Here is a 17,442-nt window from a genome sequence, read left to right as displayed (position 1 = left end):
CACGCTTTGTTAGCACGGAAGCATTTCGATAACCGCGACTGAAAAACGCGAAACTTCGTAGCCTTTCAGAACATAGAGTTCCTCTGATCGGATTTGCGCTTCTTGCCGACACCACCAGCGAGCTCGGGTGATCCAAGCAACTTGCTGCAGACAACCCTCACCAATGCGCTGTCAACCCTTTCAGCGATATCCTCCCATCACGGTCACTCAGCCCCCAGAAGTTGGCCAGCCCCCTCCCGGATCTCGGCTGTTTCGGCGAGAAGTTGGCGGCTCGACTGCAGCGACAGCGGATCAGCGATCGCGCGCCCTCCTTCCTCCAAGGTAGCAGAGCTAGCTGAGCCCTCCTCCTGCTCGGCCAGCAAAAGGCGGGCCGCTTCCGGACGACGCGCAACCGGAAGTCGGCGAAGCGTTTCGCGGGCCTGTTCGAACGCCCCGGCGCGAATGAGGATGTCGAGCCGCTCCAGATTTGCCGCGTCACTGTCGAGACCTGACAACTGACCCAGCGCAGCCTCCGACGCGCCGCTCATTCGCAAAGCCCGCGCCGCCAGAACCCGAGCCGCAGCGTCGCGTCGTCCAAGCGCGGGTCCAAGCAGGTCGAGTGCCGGACTCGGCAGCCCGAGCGAAATCAGCCCGGCGGCCCCCGATCGCCGAGCTCGGTCACCACGCTCATCCAGCGGGAGCAGATCGGCAAACTCGGTCAGCGCACGTGCGAAGTTCGGTGTGTCAGGCTCGGTTTCGATAATCAAAGCAGCCGTCACATCGCTCCAGAAAGCAGCGCGCTCCGGTTCGCGTACAACACTGTCGCGGATCGCCTGTAGCGCGATATGCAGGTCGCCGCGGGCCGCATGTTCCCGCGCGATCAGCCCAATCAAACGCTCACCCAGCGGGCTGCCGCGAAGCATGAATGCCGCCGCCTGCAGATCGAGCCGCAGCGACTGCCGGATTTCTTCTCCACGATCCAGCTGTCGTTGTGTCAGAAGCGCGATCGCTTCGGCCGACACGGTTCCGGTAGCATCGGTGAGTGCGAGAAGCGCAGTCTCGCCCTCCGATACGTCACCGTTCTCGAGCGCCAATCTCGCCGCCACGAAAGCCATCCGAGGTGACAGCGGCTGACCACTGCGCCGCACTAGCGCAAGGACTTCGGCGGCTGTCTCGATGTTGTCGTCATCCATGAGCACCTCGGCCAGAGCGCCTCCAAGCAGAGCTCGAGCGTCGGATGGAAGTGTTCCTAGGGCCTCAAGCTGCTTTTCAGTCGTTTCATCGGAGACCAAAGCGCCCGGACCGGCCGCTGTCCGGCCCCAAACACCGGCGATCCCGGGACATTGAGCGAGAGATGCGAGTGGCCCGCTGGTCACCGTTTCACCCTCGGCGATCAGAGCCATGTCCGCGTACAGATCCCGTTCGGGGAGCACGTCCGGATAGGCGGCCAGCAAGGATCGGGCCTCCGTCCCGAAGCTCATGATGATGTAGCGCTCGATCAGGGCGCGCAGCACGTCGGGATCGGGTCGGTCGAACTCGCCGAGCAGGGAGGCGCGCAGCTCGATGACATCGCCGTACTCGGCCTCGGGCGGATCGTCGGAGAAAAGCGCTATACTGGGCGGCCCGCAGGAAGGAGGGTCTTGGGGTACGGGCGAGGGTCCGTCGTAGGCGGTTCGCACCCGAATCTGCTGATCCGAGCGCAGCGCATCCATCGCGGCCTCGAGGTCGGCAACATCCGCGGAACCGCTGGGCTCTTCCAGCGATGACTGCTGCGAAACAGCAGCTCGCCCTGGTTCCTCCACGAAGTCGAGAAGTCCTTGGTCGGCCGCGCGCGTCAGCTCTCGGATCAGGGACTGACGCGCCGCGTCAAGGTCGGCGGCTGGGGGAGCGATTTCCTCCATTGGATCGGGAGCATCCGCATTCGCAGACGTGAGAGGCTCCGCCTGTTCAGGATTGTCGTCTTGAAGCAAATCTGGCCGTTCTACGGCAGGTGCAGCCTGAGGATCTCGAACGTCGATCACTAGATGCCGGTCGTCCAGAGCAAAGGCCTGGACCGCGCAGTTGCAGCCCAAGCGCAGGCGGAGGCCGCGAGTAGTGCGCAGAACCGAGAGGATGCGGGTCCTCGGCATCCGGGCGAAGACATCCTCGACACCGCGAATGTCGAGACCCGGAAGAACCACGACCACGTCGCGCCCACGATGACGCGCAAACCAGTTCGCTGGAGGCGGCGCGTCGATCACGATCCGCGAGAATGTCGGGTGTTCACCCGCACGAAGGGGCGCGAGTTCTTGGCTGACCGCCTTACCCGCCCAAAAGATCAGAACAATGCCAGCGAGAAGGCCGGTCCTCATGCCGCCGCCTGAGCATTGTCGGAGCGTAGCGCCCCATCCAACTCGTCGAAGCTGGGGCGGATGCCTGAGGGCGTGTTCTGGCGGCCGATCTCGACGCACATGTTGGGCGCATGATTGTGCAGGCTCGCTACCAGCACCTCGCGGATCAGGATGTAGAAATGGTGATCCTCTTCGCGGACATGCTTCACCTTGGTCGCGAAGGGGCCGACGATGGCGTAGGCGAGGAACACGCCGAGGAAGGTTCCGACCAGCGCGCCACCGATCATCTTGCCCAGCACTTCGGGCGGCTGGTCGATGGAGCCCATCGTCTTGATCACGCCGAGCACCGCCGCGACGATGCCGAGCGCGGGCAGTCCGTCCGCCATGTTCTGCAGGGCGTGGCTCGACTGCAGCGCGTGGTGGTGCATCGTCTCGATCCGCTTGTCGATGACCTCCTCCACCTGGTGGGGATCGTCGTAGTTCATCGTGGCGGCGCGCAGGGTGTCGCAGATCAGGCTGATCGCCTCCTCATCCGCGAGGATCCGGGGAAAGCGGGAGAAGATGTCGCTCGTCTCGGGCGCTTCGATGTGCTCTTCGAGCTGAACCGGGCTCTGGCGGGCGACGCGCAGAAGTTCGTAAAGGAGGATGAGCAGCTCAGCGTAGTCGTCCCCCTTCCACCGCGGGCCGCGGAAGACGGCGCCGATATCGCCGAGCGTCGTCTTCAGTGTGTGGGTCCCGTTCGCAATGATAAAGGCACCGACGGCGGAGCCGCCGATGATCATCATCTCGTAGTGGATCGAGCCCAGGATGATGCTGAACTTGCCGCCGCCCCACAGGTAGCCGCCGATGACCATCACGAAGACGACGATGAGACCGATGACGCCTGTCATTCCTGCTCCCCCTTAATACCGGGCGACGTTGTCACCGGGCGGGTTAAGATCCGCTGAACGCGCCTATTGCCGCGGCGCGCGGGCGTTGCGGCCGGCCATGATGGCGCTGATGGCGTAGGCCTGGCTCGCATCGACGGCGGCGAGGATCTCGGCCGCTTTGTCCGGCGCCATCCGGATCAGGAAACCGGCCGCAAAATCGGGCTGCATCTGCTCGAAGAGCGGAGCGGCATTGGCCGCGCGCATGTTCTCGTAGACCGCGACGACGCGCTGGACATCCGCCTCGGCAGCCCCGTCCGCGCGTTGCAGCGTCTCGGCGAGATCGGCCTCCGCTTCCTCCAACCTCCGAAGTTGAGCGCGGAGGTTGTCCTCGGCCGCCGCGATTTCCTGTGCTCGCGCGGCCAACTCCAGCGCTCGCGCATCCAGTTCGCTCTCGCGCGCCTGCAAGGCGGCGAGGAAGCTGTTCTCTGCCTCCGGATCGGGTTCGGTCTGAATGGTGGGCGTCGCCTGGGCCGCACCGATCCAGCCGGAGAGGAGTTCGCCGAAGCCGGCGCGGTTGTCCGATACCCGCAGCCCGGCGGAGAGCAACAGGACGGCCGCGACGAGGGCGAGCGTGCGGGGGCCGCGGCGCCTCATGACTTCATCGCCTTGTAGACGTCCTGCAGGCTGCGCGAGAGCGTCTCGCGCGGGTCGCGCTGCGGCTCCGGAGCAGGAACAGGCGCCGCGACCGGCCGCGCCTCGCCGGTGCGCGAATCGTGCAGTGTCGCGAGCAGCAGTTCCAGCCGGCCAGCGGCCTGCTCGGCCCGGGCGGTCATGCGCGCCAGTTCGTCGACCGAAGCGCCGCTCGCCTCCTGCGCGGCACCCAAGGTCCGGCGCATGTCGTCGACGCGGGCGGAGAGGCCGGCGATCGCGGCCCCCATCCCCTTGTCGAGGCGCCCCAGTTCACGCACGCGCGCGGACAGGATCGCGCAATAGGCGGCCACGGCGAGCGAGCCGCAGATCAGCAGTCCATCTGCCAGAAATTCCATGGGATTCTCCCTCAGCTCAGTACGAATTCGGTAATGAGGATGTCTCGCACGCGCCCCTGACCGCTGACGACCTGCATGCGGCGGAGCATCTGGGCGCGCAGCCGGACGAGAGCCGCCGGATCCTCCAGATCAGCCGTATCGACCGCGCGCAGATAAGTTGTGAGCACGTCGGCGAGCCGCGGGCGGAGCTGCTCGACCTCCTCTGCGTATTGCGGATGGACCTCCAGCGTCGCGGCAAAGCGCAGATGGCGGACCTGTCGCGTCGCGACGGGGCCGAGGCTGACCAGCATCGGGTCGAGGGCCACGAACTGCATCTCGGGCAGCGGGGTCACGGGTTCCGGAGCGGCCATCTCCATCTCACCCTCCGCCATCTCCTGCGCCAAGAGCTGCAGCGGATCGAATCGCACCACGTAGAAGGCCCCGCCCCCGGCGACCAGCGCGAGAAGAACGCCGAGGATCAGCATGATCTTCCCGCCTTTCTTGGGCGCATCCTTCGTCTCGGTCTGCGTCTCGCTCACCGTGGCTCTCCTCTTTCCGTTGGCCTGTCCTAACCCGGTGACGACTAACCAATTGTTAAGCGGGACCGCCTAGGGATGAGCCCAGACGACGCGGCCCGAACGGCCGTGAAGCGACACAGAATGAGGTCGAGCTTGCCCCAGATCTTCGAGCGCCTTGATGCCCTGTCCTCCCGTGCCCGGCTGATCGCGGCAGGTGCGGCGATTGCCGTTTTCGTGGCCGTCCTGATGCTGGCGCGCATCGCGGCCGCCCCGCAGATGGCGCTCCTCTACTCGGGGCTCGACGGCGGTGCCGCGGCCGAGGTGATCGAGGCGCTGGAGCGGCGCGAGACCCGGTTCGACGTGCGCGGCAACGCCATCTACGTGCCGGAGACGGAGCGCGACACGCTGCGTCTCTCCCTCGCCGGCGAGGGCCTGCCGGCGCAGGGCGGCGTGGGGTACGAGCTGCTCGACAGCCTGTCGGGCTTCGGCACGACCTCGCAGATGTTCGACGCCGCCTACCGGCGCGCGCAGGAGGGGGAGCTGGCGCGCACCATCGTCGCCTCGCCTGCGATTCGCGCCGCTCGGGTGCATCTTGCGATGGGCGAGGACGGGCCGTTTCGCCGCGGTGGCGCGCGGACCAGCGCGTCGGTGACGCTGACGCCGGCGCGCGGAGGGCTGAACGTGGCACAGGCCGACGCGGTGCGGCACCTGGTCGCGTCCTCGGTGCCGGGGCTCGATCCCGCCGACGTCTCCGTCATCGACGCGGCGGCGGGGGTCGTCATCTCGTCGAGCGAGGACGGGCTGGCGCAGTCCATGTCGGACAGCCGCGCGGACACGCTGCGGCAGAATGTCCAACGCCTGCTTGAGGCACGGGTCGGCGCGGGGCGCGCCATCGTCGAGGTCTCGGTGGAGACCGATCCGGACAGCGAGACGGTGACCGAGCGCGTCATCGATCCCGAAAGCCGCGTCGCGATCCACTCCGACGTGGAGGAGGACATCGAGAATGCCGACGGCCCCGGGCCGGGTGCGGTCACCGTCGCGAGCAACCTGCCCGACGGCGACGCCGCCAGAGAGAACGACCGCAGCACCCGCGAAGTCGTCCGCACGCGCGAGCGCACGAATTACGAGGTCTCCGAAGTGTTGCGCGAGCGGGTTCGGGCGCCCGGGCAGGTCCGCCGCATGTCCATCGCCGTTCTCGTGGACGGCATCGTGGAGATCGCGCCGGACGGCACGCGGAACTGGACCCCTCGCGGGGAGGAGGAGCTGGAGACGCTCGCCGAGCTCGTCCGCTCCGCCACCGGCTTCGATGCGGCGCGCGGCGATCAGCTCACCGTGCAGAGCCTCGAGTTCCCCGAGCCGGGGCTGGAGGGCACCACCGCCGGCAATCCCGGACTGATCGGCGGCACGATCTCGGCCATGAGCCTCGTCCAGTACGGGCTCCTCGCCGTCGTCGCGCTGGTGCTCGGCCTCTTCGTGCTGCGCCCCATGCTGATGAAGCGCACCGATGACGATCTGCAGCTCATCGAGACGGAGGAGCTGCCCGCCCTCGCAGTCCCCGAGGATGCACAGCAGGACGCCGCCCGCGCGCTGGCCGCCAATCCGGAGATGGCGGCCCTCGAACAGCGCGTCGACCCGCCGCTCACGCGGCTTCGCGAAACGATCGAGGAGCGGGCGGACGAATCCTCCAGCCTGCTCCGTTCCTGGATGGAGGCCGACCTGGCTGAGGAGAACCCGGCATGACCCTGCGCGCCCTGCGCCTCGACGATTTCGACCGGCCGCACGCGGCGGTCCACGCCCCGCCTGAAACCACGCCCGAGATGGTAGAGGCGGCTCGCGAAGCCGGTTACATCAAGGGCTTCTCGGACGGCGTGGAAAAGACGCGGGAGGCCGCGGCCCGGCAGGCCGCGACCCTCGATGCCACCTTGCGCGAGGCCCTGTCCGACGCCGAGATCACGCTGGCCACTGCACAGGCAGCGGCGGAGCGGGCGCTGCTGCCGCTGGTCGAGGCGCTGCTCGACCGCCTCTTCGCCCCGGCGGCGCGCGCCTATTTCGCCGATCTCGTGGCGGATGAGCTGCGCCGCCATCTGTCCGACGCACCGCATGCTCCGTTCGAGGTCCGCGCCAGCGCACAGGACCACGACGCCATCGCCGCGGCCCTGCCCGACGGCATCCCCTGCACGGTGGAGCCAGCACTCCAGCCCGGTCAGGCACGCATCGTGAGCGAGCCCGCCTCCGCCCGCATCGACATCGAGGAGGTCTGCGCCGCCCTCAAGGCCCGGCTGACCGCCGCGCAGGACGCTCTGCACCAGACCGAGGAGACCGAAGATGAACGACGACAGCACGCGTGAGGAGACCTCCGCCGCACCGCAGCTCGGCGAGCTCGGCAATGGCGGGCTCAGCCGCACCGCAGGCCGCGCGCCCCGGGCCTTTCACGGCGTCCCGATCGAGGTGCTCGTCTCCGTCGGGCGCGCCCGGCCGATGATTGCGGATCTCGTGAAGCTGCACCGCGACTCGGTCCTGACACTCGACACCGGCGTGTCGGATCCGGTGGAGCTCTATGTCGGCGACCGGCTGATCGCGCGTGGCGAGTTGCAGGAGATGGATGACGGCTCCGGCCGGCTCGGCGTGCGGCTCACCGAAGTGGCGGACATGCACGATGGCAGCTAGGGCGGCCCTTCTCTGCCTTCTGGTCCTGCTGCCCGGCGCCGCAGCCGCGCAGGCGCTGTCCTTCGATCTGGGGGACGGGTCGCTGAGCCTGCGCACGGTCCAGCTCTTCGTGCTCGTCACGGTGCTGAGCCTCGCGCCGGGGCTCGCGATCATGCTCACCTGCTTTCCGTTCATGGTTACGGTGCTTTCCATCCTACGCCAGGCGATCGGCGTGCAGCAGGCGCCGCCCAACATGCTGATCGTGAGCCTCGCGCTGTTCCTCACGTGGTTCGTGATGGAGCCCGTCTTCTCCGCCGCGTGGGCCGAGGGGATCACGCCGCTCCTCAATCAGGAGATCGCAGTGGAGGAGTCCTTTGGCCGCACCCTCGCGCCCTTCCGGGTCTTTATGGAGGGCCGCGTCGATCCCGCCACGATCGAGACGCTGGCCAGCGCCCGCGGCCGCCCGGTCGGCGCTGAGATCCCGCTCGATCTGCTGGTCCCATCCTTCCTGCTGACCGAAGTGCAGCGCGGCTTCGAGGTCGGCTTCATGATCTTCCTGCCGTTCCTGGTGATCGACCTCGTGATCGCCGCGATCCTGATGTCGATGGGGATGATGATGGTGCCACCCGTCGTCGTCTCCCTGCCCTTCAAGCTCGCCTTCTTCGTAATGGCCGACGGCTGGACGCTGCTCGCCGGGGCATTGGTGCGGAGCTACGGATCATGAGCCGCGTGATGGAAACGCGCCGCGACCTCGCGCTGCGCGACGAAGACAAGGGGCTGCCCGCGACGACGGGTGGCCCGCAGCTGACGAAGCCGCAGAAGGCCGCCATCGTGCTCGCCGCCCTGGGGCCGGAGCGGGCGGCGCCGTTCCTCAAGGACATGAACGAGGTTCACCTCCACCGCTTCGCCGTCGCGATCAGCGGGCTGAAGCGGATCCCGAGCGAGACCCTGCGCGAAGTGTCGGAGGAGTTCATCGCGGGCCTCGGCGATGCTCAGGACGTGGCGGGCGGCGCAGACGCCGCGCGCCGGATCCTGGAGGAGGTGCTCGACAGCGCCGCGGTCGCGCGGATCATGGACGATGTCGATGGGGCCATGAACCGCTCGATCTGGGATCAGCTCGGACTTGCGCCCAGCGCTGCGGTGGCCACCTTCCTGCAGGGCGAGCACCCGCAAACCGCCGCCGTGGTGCTCAGCGAGCTGCGCGCGGACAAAGCGGCGGCCGTGCTCGAACAGCTCGAACCCGCCTTCGCGCAGATGGTCGTCCTGCGCCTGTCGCGCGTGCCGCGCCTCGACCCGGACGTGGTTTCGCTGGTGGAGACGGTCATCGTGCGCGACTTCCTCTCCGCCGTGCAGGCCAGCATGGCGACGCGCAGCCCGGCGGACCTGATCGCGGGGCTGATGAACAACGTCTCGGGGGCCACGCGGGGCCGGATGCTCGACCATCTCGACGAGCGCAAGCCCGAACTCTCCGCCGAGGTGCAGCGCGTCATGTTCACCTTCGCCGACATCGTCACCCGGGTGGAGCCGCGCGACATCGGCACGGTGGTGCGCAACGTCGACGAGGACACGCTGCTGACCGCGCTGAAAGCGGGGCTGGAGACGGAGGAGCCGAGCGCGACCTTCATCCTCGAGAACATCTCCCGCCGCCTGTCCGAACGGTATGTCGAGGACATAAAGCAGATGCAGGAGGTCAAGGTGAAGGACGGCGAGCAGGCGCAGTCGGCCATCATCGCCGAGATCCAGCGCCTCGCCAAACGCGGCGAGATGAAGCTGCGCGAGCCGGAGGTCTGAGGCTCAGAGCGTCTGCCGGCACCCGGTCTCGGCGGCACGATACACCGCCTCCTCGATCCGCAACACATCGAGGTAGTCGCGCGCCGTGTTTTCGAGCGGCGCGCCCTCGCGCAAATGGGCGACGACGTGGGCTTGCAGGGCATGGACGCAGTCGCCCGCGAAGCCGGGCCAGTCGCGGGAGGGCAGCAGCACGTCCTCGGCCTGCGATCCATGGTCCCGCAGCCGCACGCCGCCGTCCCCGCGCAGGGTGATCGTAGCCTCCGTTCCTTCCAGTTCCGCCTCGCCAAAGGTTCTTCGAGGAGTATCGCTCGCATGGTCCAGATGCCGGTTGGCGTCGAGCAGCGCGCGCACGCCGCCGGGAAAGCCGAAGAGGACATGGCCCGCGTCCTCCCCCGCGATCACGGGGTTCATCCGCCGCAGGTCCGCCATCACCCAGTCGGGTCGCCCCAGCAGGAAGCGAAAGGTGTCGATCCAGTGCACCCCGGTTTCGTGCACCAGAAAGCGCTCCATCTGCTGGAAGTAGGGCTGGCGATCGAGATAGGCGCGCGGCCCCTGCCCGTCCCCGGTGCGCAGGCGGAACGTGAGCTGATGGACCTCACCGAGGCGACCGGCCTCCAGCGCGGCGCGCATCACCCGGTACCAGGGTTGGAAGCGGAAGTTCTCGTGCACGATCAGGGGGATGCCAGCGGCTTCCGCCGATTCGGTGGCCGCAACCGCCTCCTCCATCCCGGCGCAGAACGGTTTCTGGCAGATGATGAGGCGAACGCCCGCCGCGAGCCCCGCCCGGATCGCCGCCAGATGGGTTTCGGGCGGCGTCGCGATGTCGAGGATGTCGGGCACGCCGCGCGCGAACGCCTCCTCCAGCGTCGGGAAGGCGGGCCAGCCGACCTCGGCGGCGCGCGGCAGGTCTCGGTCGACGACGGCGATGGGCGCGACGCCGTCGATCCGCTCCCATGCCTCGTGATGGAACCGAGCGAAGTAGCCTGCGCCGAGGCAGGCGACGGTGAGGGTCATACCGTCTCCGCCGCCAGCGCGTCCGCAACGGCCGCCGCGGCTTCGTCGGTCCGCGCGCTACCGCCCAGATCTCCGGTCAGCGCCTGCCCCGATCCGACGACCGTCTGCACGGCCCGTCGAAGCTGCTCCCCCACCGCGACCAGCGCCGGGGCGCCTCGCTCCTCCCCCAGCCAGTCGAGCATCATCGCCGCCGACAGGATCATCGCGTGCGGATTGGCGAGCCCCTTCCCCGCGATGTCGGGCGCCGTCCCGTGGCACGGCTGGAACACGGCGTTCTCGTCGCCAATGTCGGCAGAGGGCGCGAGGCCCAGCCCGCCCATCAGCCCGGCGCCGAGATCGGAGAGGATGTCGCCGAACATGTTCTCCGTCACCATGACGTCAAAACGCTGCGGCTGCGTGACCATCCAGAGGGCGGCCGCATCCACATAGGCGTGATCCGCGATCAGGTCGGGGTGCCGCGCCGCCTCGCCATCGAAGATCTCGCGGAAGAAGGCGAAAGCGCGGAAGACGTTGGCCTTGTCCACGCAGGTCACTCGCCCCGGCCCGCGCCCCGCGGCCTTCCGCCGGGCGGCAAGGCGGAAGGCGAAGCGGAACAGCTTCTCGCTGACCGCGCGCGTGATCACCAGCGTCTCCCGCGCCGCGTCGGCCTCCACCTCTCCCTTGCCGAGGGAGGCGAAGAGGCCTTCCGTGCTCTCCCGGATCAGGACGAAGTCGAGCGGCCCCTGGCGGCGTAGCGGCCCCGCCTGCCCCGGCGCGAGCATCACGGGACGCACCCCGGCATAGAGGCCCATGGCGATACGCAGGTCGATCTGTGGCGTGATCTCGGTGCCGTCCGGGTAGCGCACCGCGGGATCGCCCATGGCCGAGAGCAGGATCGCGTCCGCCACCCGCGCTGCCTCCAACGAGGCCGCGGGCAACGCCTCGCCGGTCTGCGCATAATGCCCCGCACCCGCCGGCAGCGTCTCGAAGGCCAGCGCGAACCCATGGCTGCGGCCGAGCCGCTGGAGGAGGTCGAGCGTCGGCGCCATGACCTCCGGCCCGATCCCATCGCCCTCGAACACTGCAATGTGATAGGTCTCGCTCATCCCTGCCTCCCCGCACGGTTTTCCGCGCCACAGTGCCCGCACCTCACGCGCTCTGTCGAGCATCGTGACTTTCCGCGGGGCGGAAGCGGTCTAGGTCCTGCAACGGACAGAGTTCGGGACTTCGCCATGGCAGCGCCTGCGACGCAGACTGCTTCATTTGACGACCGACCGGGGGCGGTGACGCTGCTTCCGCCGGGAAACGTGTTCGTGGCCCCCGAGATTGCTCATGTGATGGCCCTGCCGCTGGGACCGGTCCGCGTGGCCGAAGTCACAGCGCAATCGGGCGATCTGATCTCGATCCCGCCGGGCCTCACGGCACGCCTCGGCTGGTCTCGCGCGCGGCTGCCCGTGATCGCGGCTCGGGCGCGGGAGCTCCATGAGGAGGTGGTCGTACTCGACCAGCCGCCCGGCGCGCTGGAGCTCGCCCGCCTCGCCGAACTGCAGGCGGGCGACGCGGTCTCCGCCGCGGCCCTCGCAGATCTCGTCGCCATCTGCTTCAGCGCGGGCCGCACCCGCCTGCGCCGTGTCCCGCAAAAGGTCGAGGCCAGCTCGCTCGCCCGCCTCTGCACCTATGTCGACGGGCATCTCGACGGCGCGATCCGGATCGCCGACCTCGCCGCGATCTGGGGCCAGCCGCCGGAGGAATTCCGCCGCACCTTCCGCAGTTCGACCGGCTACAGCCCCTATGCCTTCGTCATCTCGCGGCGGCTCGACCGCGCGCAGGAGCTGCTGCACGAGCCGGAACGCTCTATCGCGGAGGTCGCGATGATGACCGGCTTCTCCTCGCAGAGCCACATGACGGACACGTTCCGCCGCGTGCTCGACATCACGCCGGCCGAGTATCGCCGCAGGATCGTGGTGGAAGGGATGGTGGGACGTACTGGATTCGAACCAGTGACCCCAGCGATGTGAACACTGTGCTCTACCAACTGAGCTAACGTCCCGGGTCGGCGGAGCATGTCGCATCTGCACGCCGGAGGGTCAAGGGCAAAACGTCGCTCAGGCCACCAGCCGGTCCAGCATTCCGGGCAGATCATCGTAGTGATCGAAGAGCGCGTCGGGCGCGAGCTCCGCCGTGCGCGCCGCCTGCGGGCCGAAGTTCACAAGGACCACCGGCACGCCCGCATTGCGCGCCGTGTCGCGGTCCGTCACCGTATCGCCCACCAGCACCGAACGCGCCTGCGCCCCACCCGCGCGACGCACCGTCTCGCGCAGGTGCTCGGGGTCGGGCTTGCGCACCGGCAGCGTGTCCGCGCCCAGCATCGCGGCGAAGCGGGTGCGGATGCCGAGGCGCGTGAGAAGCGTCTCCGCCAGCCCCTCGGGCTTGTTGGTGCAGACCGCGAGCACCCAGCCTGCCCCCGCCAGCCGGTCGAGTGCGGCCTCCACCCCGGGATAGAGCACCGTGTGCACGTCGATATGGGCGGCGTAGTGGTCGAGCAAGCGTTGGTACTCCTCGTCGATCAACACGTCGGGCGCCCCCGTCCGCTCCACCCCCAGCCGCAGCATCGCGCGCCCGCCGCGGAAGGCCGTGAGAGCGTCGGCCACCGGATCGAGCGGGGTGCCGAAGCCGCGCGCGACGAAGCAGGCATTGGCCGCCGCGATCAGGTCGGCGCTGGTATCGGCGAGCGTGCCGTCCAGATCGAAGACTGCCGTGCGCATGTGAACTCCCCGCTCCCGTGCAACCGAGTGAAACGAAAGCTGATTGAAGGCCGCTTTCCGAGCCCTGCGGGCGCCGTTATAAGCCGCGCTCAAACGAGGGACCACAAGAATGAACACCGCGATCATCCTACTCGCCGCAGGACAAGGCACCCGGATGCAATCGGACCTGCCGAAGGTCCTTCACGAGATCGGCGGCGCACCGCTGATCGCCCACGCCCTGCGCTCCGCCGACACGCTCGCGCCCTCGCGCACCGTGGTCGTGACCGGGCATGGCGGTGATGAGGTGGCGAAGGTCCTGGCGGACTACGCGCCCGAGGCCGAGACCGTGGAGCAGGTCGACCAGCTCGGCACGGCCCACGCGGTCGACCAGGCGCGCGGCGCGCTGGCGGACTTCGAGGGCGACGCCTTCGTGCTCTACGGCGACACCCCCTTCGTCCGCGGCGAGACGCTGGAGGCGATGCAGGCCGAGCGCGCCAAGGGCGCGGCCGTCGTCATCCTCGGCTTCGAGGCGGCCGATCCCGGTGGCTACGGTCGCCTGAAGACCGGCCCCGACGGGCTGGAGGCGATCGTGGAGGCAAAGGACGCCTTACCTGAGGAACTCGCCATAACCCTCTGCAATTCCGGCGTGGTCTGCGCCGACCGTACCACGCTCTTCGAGCTTGTCGCGGCCGTGGGTAACGACAATGCGAAGGGCGAATACTATCTCACCGACATCGTCGCCATCGCCCGGTCGCGCGGCCTGAAATGCGCCGTCGTCACCTGCGCGGAGGAGGAGACGCTGGGCGTGAACTCACGCACGGACCTCGCGGCCGGCGAGGCGGCGTTCCAGGTCCGGATGCGGGAGGAGGCGCTGGCGACCGGTGTCACGCTGACCGCGCCCGAGACCGTCTTCTTCGCCTTCGACACGGTGGTCGGCCGCGACGTGAGCATCGGCCCCAACGTGGTCTTCGGCCCCGGCGTGACGATCGAGACCGGCGCCACGATCCGCGCCTTCTGCCATCTCGAAGGGTGCCACGTCTCCGAGGGTGCCACGGTGGGCCCCTTTGCCCGCCTGCGCCCAGGGGCGGAGGTCGGCGGCAACGCCCATGTCGGCAACTTCGTCGAGGTGAAGAACGCGGTGCTGGGCGAGGGCGCCAAGGTCAACCACCTCACCTATATCGGCGACGCCGATATCGGCGAGCGCACGAATATCGGCGCGGGCACCATCACCTGCAACTATGACGGCGTGTTCAAGCACCGCACGACCATCGGGGCGGAGGCGTTCATCGGCTCCAACTCCGCGCTCGTGGCACCCGTGACCATCGCCGATGGCGGCTACGTCGCCTCGGGCTCGGTCGTGACCACCGATGTCGGCCCCGGAGACCTCGCCATCGGGCGCGCGCGGCAGGTCAACAAGCCCGGCCTCGGCGCACGCCTCGTCGCCCGCCTCAAATCGCTCAAGGAGAAACGCTGATGTGCGGCATCATCGGGGTCCTGTCCGACCACTCCGCCGCCCCGCTTCTGGTGGAGGCGCTGCGGCGGCTGGAATATCGCGGCTATGACAGCGCGGGCATCGCGACGGTGCACGAGGGTGTGCTCGACCGCCGCCGCGCCGTCGGCAAGCTCGGCGCCCTCGCGGATCTCCTGGTGGACGACCCGATCAAGGGGAAGGCCGGGATCGGCCACACCCGCTGGGCGACCCATGGTGCCGTGACCACGCCGAATGCCCACCCGCACGTCGCGGGACCCGTCGCGGTCGTGCATAACGGCATCATCGAGAACTTCCAGGAGCTACGAAAGGAGATCAACGACCGCGGCGTCGAGCTCCAGACCGAAACAGATACGGAGACGGTCGCCCAACTCTGCGCGCTTTACATGGCCGACGGGATGGGGCCGGAGGAGGCGGCGGCCGCAACGCTCAAGAAGCTGACCGGCGCCTTCGCCCTCTGCTTCCTGTTCGACGGGGAGGAGGATCTCCTGATCGCCGCCCGCCAGGGTCCGCCGCTCGCGATCGGCTACGGGGATGGCGAGATGTTCGTGGGCTCCGATGCGGTCGCCCTCGGCCCGCTCACCCGCCGCATCGCCTATCTCGAAAGCGGCGACCATGCCGTCGTCACCCGCGCCGAGGCCCGCATCTTCGACGCCGAGGGCAAGAGGGTGGAGCGCGAGATCCGCACCGTCTCCCTCGACAACGCGATCGCGGAGAAGGGCGAGCACCGCCACTTTATGGCGAAGGAGATCCACGACCAGCCCGAGGTGCTGACCTACGCCCTGCAATCCTACACGACGCCGGAGCGCGACCGCATCGGCGGCTTCGTCGAGGAGCTCGATTTCGAGGGTGTCAACCGGATCATCCTGGTGGCCTGCGGCACCGCCTTCTACGCCTGCCACGTTGCGCGCTACTGGTTCGAGCAGATGGCCCGCATCCCGGTGGAGATCGACGTGGCTTCCGAGTTCCGCTACCGCGAACCGCCCATCGATGGCGGCGACATGGCGATCTTCGTCAGCCAGTCGGGCGAGACGGCGGACACCTTCGCCGCCCTCGAATACTGCAAGGGCCGCGCGGGCAAGATCGTGGCCGTGGTCAACGCCACCGAAAGCTCCATCGCCCGCGCCTCGGACGTCGTGCTGCCGATCCGCGCAGGAGTGGAGATCGGGGTCGCCTCGACCAAGGCCTTCACCTGCCAGCTCATGGTCCTGCTCGCGCTCGCCATCCGCGCCGGCCGCGCCCGCGGCGCCCTGATGCCGGAGCGGGAGGCGCGGCTCGTCAGCGCCCTCTTCGAACTGCCGCGCCTCATGGCGGAGGCGATCGCGACCGAGGATCAGATCGCCGAGACCGCGAAGTGGCTCGCGAATGCGCGCGACATCCTCTTCCTCGGCCGGGGCCTGATGTATCCGCTGGCCCTCGAAGGCGCGCTGAAGCTCAAGGAGATCAGCTACATCCACGCCGAGGGCTATGCGAGCGGCGAGCTCAAGCACGGCCCCATCGCCCTGATCGACGAGACGGTGCCCGTCATCGTCTTCGCCCCCCGCGACGCGCTCTTCGAAAAGCTGGTGAGCAACATGCAGGAGGTGATGGCCCGCGGTGGCCGCGTGCTCCTCGTCACCGATGCGGAAGGGGCCATCATCGCGCAGGAAGGCACGGCGGAGGTCCTCGTCATGCCAACCCTCGATCCGGTGATCGCCCCCATCGTCTATGCGGCACCGGCGCAACTGATCGCATATCATACGGCCGTCATGAAGGGCACGGATGTCGATCAGCCCCGCAATCTCGCAAAGTCGGTCACGGTCGAGTAGGATTCGGGGCGGGCAGCCCGGTCCGCCACGACCGGGGGAAAAGCAAAGCCATCTGGGGACACAACCATGATCCGTACCGCCGTTTTCGCGTCCGTCCTTTTCGCACTCGCGGCCTGCGAGCCGCAGGGGCCCGAGCCGCTAGCCGACGCCGTGCTCGTGAAGCCGACCTGCTACACCGTCGATCTCTACGACGATCCTTACGGCCGCAACGAGATCCAGCCGGCCAAGGAAGGCCTGCCGCAGACCTGGAACCGCTATCTCGGCGTCTGGGGCAACAGCGCCTGGAACGGCCAGCAATGCCACGAGATCTATGTGACGGAGGTCTTCCAGGACGGCTCCGCCGTGGTGATCGACACGACCGCGCCCTTCGGCCCGCTGCGCGCCGAGAGCCACCGCCGCCCAGGCTTCATCAACGAGGCGGGCAACCTCGTCGTCTTCGCCAATGGTCGCCGCGTCGTCTATTTCTGGGAGGACGGGCGCCTGCGCGGACAGCGTGAGCGTACCGACGGCCAGTTCGATCAGGTGCTGCTGAGCCGCAAGAGCGCATGACGCCCGAGGCCGCACTCGCCGCGCTGGAGGCGCGCGGCGATCCGGCCCGCGCAGCGGAGATGGCGGCCTATCACAAGGTGGAGCGGCGCTATCTGGGCCTCTCCAACGGCACGGTCGAGGAGCTGGCGCGCGACTGGCGCGCGGACCTCGACCGGGATGCGCGGGTGGCGCTGGCCGCCGCCCTCTGGGATAGCGACATCTTCGAGGCGCGGATCGCAGCGACGAAGCTGCTGACCCAAGCCCGCATCAAGCCCGACGACGCGCCGGTCTGGGCCGAGATCACCCGCTGGGTGCCGCAATTCGACTCCTGGGCCATCGCAGACGCCGCCGCCAAACCCGCGGAGCGCCGCCTGCGCGCCGATCCCGGCCGCCTCGACGAGTTGGAACGCTGGACCGAGGCCGAAAACATGTGGCAGCGCCGCGCCGCCCTCGTCTTCACCCTCGACTGGGCCAAGGGCCGGCATCCGTCCGAGGCGGATCTCGCAGCGCGCGAACGCATCCTCGGCTGGGCCGCCGCCTACACCGCCGACCGCGAATGGTTCATCCAGAAGGCCGTCGGCTGGTGGCTGCGCACCCTCTCGAAGCACGATCCGGAGCGCGTCCACGCCTTTCTTGCCGCGCACGGCGACGCCATGAAGGCCTTCGCCCGGCGCGAGGCGACGAAGCACCTCGCCTGATCATCACTCTCGCCAAATACGCCC

Annotated in this window: 19 protein-coding genes and 1 tRNA gene; 10 read left to right on the top strand and 10 right to left on the bottom strand. The window is 68.5% G+C overall.

The genetic code is table 11. The features are described from left to right. Window positions 1-203 precede the first annotated feature (203 nt). From I0K15_RS15490 to I0K15_RS15470, 5 genes are all read right to left on the bottom strand, one after another. A complete protein-coding gene (locus tag I0K15_RS15490) occupies window positions 204-2,330 on the bottom strand; it encodes an ATP-binding protein (RefSeq protein ID WP_196102400.1) in 2,127 nt (708 codons plus the stop codon). Next, on the bottom strand, window positions 2,327-3,199 hold the full coding sequence (gene motA, locus I0K15_RS15485; protein ID WP_196102399.1) for a flagellar motor stator protein MotA: 873 nt from the start codon (window positions 3,197-3,199) through the stop codon (window positions 2,327-2,329). The genes I0K15_RS15490 and motA overlap by 4 nt, the downstream gene beginning before the upstream one ends. A 63-nt stretch (window positions 3,200-3,262) precedes the next feature. Next, a complete protein-coding gene (locus I0K15_RS15480; RefSeq protein WP_196102398.1) occupies window positions 3,263-3,832 on the bottom strand; it encodes a MotE family protein in 570 nt (189 codons plus the stop codon). Next, the gene (locus I0K15_RS15475; protein ID WP_196102397.1) at window positions 3,829-4,224 is read right to left on the bottom strand and encodes a hypothetical protein; all 396 of its coding nucleotides are present in this window, start codon (window positions 4,222-4,224) and stop codon (window positions 3,829-3,831) included. The genes I0K15_RS15480 and I0K15_RS15475 overlap by 4 nt, the downstream gene beginning before the upstream one ends. Before the next feature lie 11 nt (window positions 4,225-4,235). After that, window positions 4,236-4,742 (bottom strand): flagellar basal body-associated FliL family protein, encoded by a 507-nt coding sequence (locus I0K15_RS15470; protein WP_422393986.1) that lies wholly within the window; start codon window positions 4,740-4,742, stop codon window positions 4,236-4,238. Between the two features lie 132 nt (window positions 4,743-4,874). Between I0K15_RS15470 and fliF the strand changes: the two genes are divergently transcribed. From fliF to I0K15_RS15445, 5 genes are read left to right on the top strand one after another with little or no spacing between them, the layout of a single operon-like run. Further along, entirely contained in the window at window positions 4,875-6,461 is a 1,587-nt protein-coding gene (gene fliF, locus I0K15_RS15465; RefSeq protein WP_230374147.1) for a flagellar basal-body MS-ring/collar protein FliF, read from the top strand. Further along, a complete protein-coding gene (locus I0K15_RS15460; RefSeq protein WP_196102395.1) occupies window positions 6,458-7,069 on the top strand; it encodes a FliH/SctL family protein in 612 nt (203 codons plus the stop codon). Before fliF ends, I0K15_RS15460 begins: the two co-directional genes overlap by 4 nt. Then, the gene (locus I0K15_RS15455; protein WP_196102394.1) at window positions 7,047-7,388 is read left to right on the top strand and encodes a FliM/FliN family flagellar motor switch protein; all 342 of its coding nucleotides are present in this window, start codon (window positions 7,047-7,049) and stop codon (window positions 7,386-7,388) included. Before I0K15_RS15460 ends, I0K15_RS15455 begins: the two co-directional genes overlap by 23 nt. Beyond that, entirely contained in the window at window positions 7,378-8,091 is a 714-nt protein-coding gene (gene fliP / locus I0K15_RS15450) for a flagellar type III secretion system pore protein FliP (RefSeq protein ID WP_196102393.1), read from the top strand. The genes I0K15_RS15455 and fliP overlap by 11 nt, the downstream gene beginning before the upstream one ends. Next, on the top strand, window positions 8,088-9,158 hold the full coding sequence (locus tag I0K15_RS15445; RefSeq protein WP_196102392.1) for a flagellar motor switch protein FliG: 1,071 nt from the start codon (window positions 8,088-8,090) through the stop codon (window positions 9,156-9,158). The genes fliP and I0K15_RS15445 overlap by 4 nt, the downstream gene beginning before the upstream one ends. 3 nt (window positions 9,159-9,161) lie before the next feature. On the opposite strand, the gene I0K15_RS15440 is transcribed toward I0K15_RS15445, so the two are convergent. The 3 genes from I0K15_RS15440 to I0K15_RS21100 form a co-directional block, all read right to left on the bottom strand. Further along, window positions 9,162-10,172, bottom strand: coding sequence for a Gfo/Idh/MocA family protein (locus I0K15_RS15440; RefSeq protein ID WP_196102391.1), 1,011 nt, complete (start codon window positions 10,170-10,172; stop codon window positions 9,162-9,164). Beyond that, entirely contained in the window at window positions 10,169-11,257 is a 1,089-nt protein-coding gene (locus I0K15_RS15435; protein WP_196102390.1) for an isocitrate/isopropylmalate dehydrogenase family protein, read from the bottom strand. The genes I0K15_RS15440 and I0K15_RS15435 overlap by 4 nt, the downstream gene beginning before the upstream one ends. A 153-nt stretch (window positions 11,258-11,410) precedes the next feature. Next, window positions 11,411-11,992, bottom strand: coding sequence for a hypothetical protein (locus I0K15_RS21100; RefSeq protein ID WP_230374146.1), 582 nt, complete (start codon window positions 11,990-11,992; stop codon window positions 11,411-11,413). Between I0K15_RS21100 and I0K15_RS21285 the strand changes: the two genes are divergently transcribed. Then, entirely contained in the window at window positions 11,879-12,169 is a 291-nt protein-coding gene (locus I0K15_RS21285; RefSeq protein WP_422394017.1) for a helix-turn-helix transcriptional regulator, read from the top strand. The two genes, I0K15_RS21100 and I0K15_RS21285, sit on opposite strands and share 114 nt — an antisense overlap. On the opposite strand, the gene I0K15_RS15425 is transcribed toward I0K15_RS21285, so the two are convergent. Together I0K15_RS15425 and I0K15_RS15420 are read right to left on the bottom strand one after the other, a co-directional pair. Continuing rightward, a tRNA-Val gene (locus tag I0K15_RS15425) sits at window positions 12,126-12,201 on the bottom strand. The genes I0K15_RS21285 and I0K15_RS15425 overlap by 44 nt on opposite strands. A 55-nt stretch (window positions 12,202-12,256) precedes the next feature. Further along, complete coding sequence (locus I0K15_RS15420; RefSeq protein WP_196102389.1) at window positions 12,257-12,916, bottom strand: HAD-IA family hydrolase; 660 nt, start codon at window positions 12,914-12,916, stop codon at window positions 12,257-12,259. A gap of 109 nt (window positions 12,917-13,025) precedes the next feature. On the opposite strand from I0K15_RS15420, the gene glmU reads away from it, so the two are divergent. The 4 genes from glmU (at window position 13,026) to I0K15_RS15400 (ending at window position 17,418) form a co-directional block, all read left to right on the top strand. Further along, on the top strand, window positions 13,026-14,369 hold the full coding sequence (glmU, locus tag I0K15_RS15415) for a bifunctional UDP-N-acetylglucosamine diphosphorylase/glucosamine-1-phosphate N-acetyltransferase GlmU (RefSeq protein WP_196102388.1): 1,344 nt from the start codon (window positions 13,026-13,028) through the stop codon (window positions 14,367-14,369). Further along, window positions 14,369-16,192: a glutamine--fructose-6-phosphate transaminase (isomerizing) gene (gene glmS, locus I0K15_RS15410; protein WP_196102387.1), complete on the top strand. Its 1,824-nt coding sequence runs from the start codon at window positions 14,369-14,371 to the stop codon at window positions 16,190-16,192. The genes glmU and glmS overlap by 1 nt, the downstream gene beginning before the upstream one ends. Before the next feature lie 66 nt (window positions 16,193-16,258). Then, complete coding sequence (locus tag I0K15_RS15405; protein ID WP_196102386.1) at window positions 16,259-16,741, top strand: hypothetical protein; 483 nt, start codon at window positions 16,259-16,261, stop codon at window positions 16,739-16,741. Then, window positions 16,738-17,418 (top strand): DNA alkylation repair protein, encoded by a 681-nt coding sequence (locus I0K15_RS15400; protein WP_196102385.1) that lies wholly within the window; start codon window positions 16,738-16,740, stop codon window positions 17,416-17,418. The genes I0K15_RS15405 and I0K15_RS15400 overlap by 4 nt, the downstream gene beginning before the upstream one ends. Window positions 17,419-17,442: the final 24 nt, after the last annotated feature.

It is taken from the genome of Pontivivens ytuae, assembly GCF_015679265.1.
GTDB classification, from domain to species: Bacteria; Pseudomonadota; Alphaproteobacteria; order Rhodobacterales; family Rhodobacteraceae; genus Pontivivens; species Pontivivens ytuae.
Note: the sequence above shows the minus strand (reverse complement) of the source record. Positions and strands in the feature narration are given on the sequence as shown.

What these genes read in the sequence shown, in the direction of transcription:
- I0K15_RS15435 (WP_196102390.1), bottom strand. Translation starts at nt 11,257, where the DNA reads ATGAGCGAGACCTATCACATTGCAGTGTTCGAGGGCGATGGGATCGGG.
- motA (WP_196102399.1), bottom strand. Translation starts at nt 3,199, where the DNA reads ATGACAGGCGTCATCGGTCTCATCGTCGTCTTCGTGATGGTCATCGGC.
- glmS (WP_196102387.1), top strand. Translation starts at nt 14,369, where the DNA reads ATGTGCGGCATCATCGGGGTCCTGTCCGACCACTCCGCCGCCCCGCTT.
- I0K15_RS15480 (WP_196102398.1), bottom strand. Translation starts at nt 3,832, where the DNA reads ATGAGGCGCCGCGGCCCCCGCACGCTCGCCCTCGTCGCGGCCGTCCTG.
- fliP (WP_196102393.1), top strand. Translation starts at nt 7,378, where the DNA reads ATGGCAGCTAGGGCGGCCCTTCTCTGCCTTCTGGTCCTGCTGCCCGGC.
- I0K15_RS15405 (WP_196102386.1), top strand. Translation starts at nt 16,259, where the DNA reads ATGATCCGTACCGCCGTTTTCGCGTCCGTCCTTTTCGCACTCGCGGCC.
- I0K15_RS15475 (WP_196102397.1), bottom strand. Translation starts at nt 4,224, where the DNA reads ATGGAATTTCTGGCAGATGGACTGCTGATCTGCGGCTCGCTCGCCGTG.
- I0K15_RS15455 (WP_196102394.1), top strand. Translation starts at nt 7,047, where the DNA reads ATGAACGACGACAGCACGCGTGAGGAGACCTCCGCCGCACCGCAGCTC.
- I0K15_RS15490 (WP_196102400.1), bottom strand. Translation starts at nt 2,330, where the DNA reads ATGAGGACCGGCCTTCTCGCTGGCATTGTTCTGATCTTTTGGGCGGGT.
- glmU (WP_196102388.1), top strand. Translation starts at nt 13,026, where the DNA reads ATGAACACCGCGATCATCCTACTCGCCGCAGGACAAGGCACCCGGATG.
- I0K15_RS15420 (WP_196102389.1), bottom strand. Translation starts at nt 12,916, where the DNA reads ATGCGCACGGCAGTCTTCGATCTGGACGGCACGCTCGCCGATACCAGC.
- I0K15_RS15400 (WP_196102385.1), top strand. Translation starts at nt 16,738, where the DNA reads ATGACGCCCGAGGCCGCACTCGCCGCGCTGGAGGCGCGCGGCGATCCG.
- I0K15_RS15460 (WP_196102395.1), top strand. Translation starts at nt 6,458, where the DNA reads ATGACCCTGCGCGCCCTGCGCCTCGACGATTTCGACCGGCCGCACGCG.
- I0K15_RS15445 (WP_196102392.1), top strand. Translation starts at nt 8,088, where the DNA reads ATGAGCCGCGTGATGGAAACGCGCCGCGACCTCGCGCTGCGCGACGAA.
- I0K15_RS15440 (WP_196102391.1), bottom strand. Translation starts at nt 10,172, where the DNA reads ATGACCCTCACCGTCGCCTGCCTCGGCGCAGGCTACTTCGCTCGGTTC.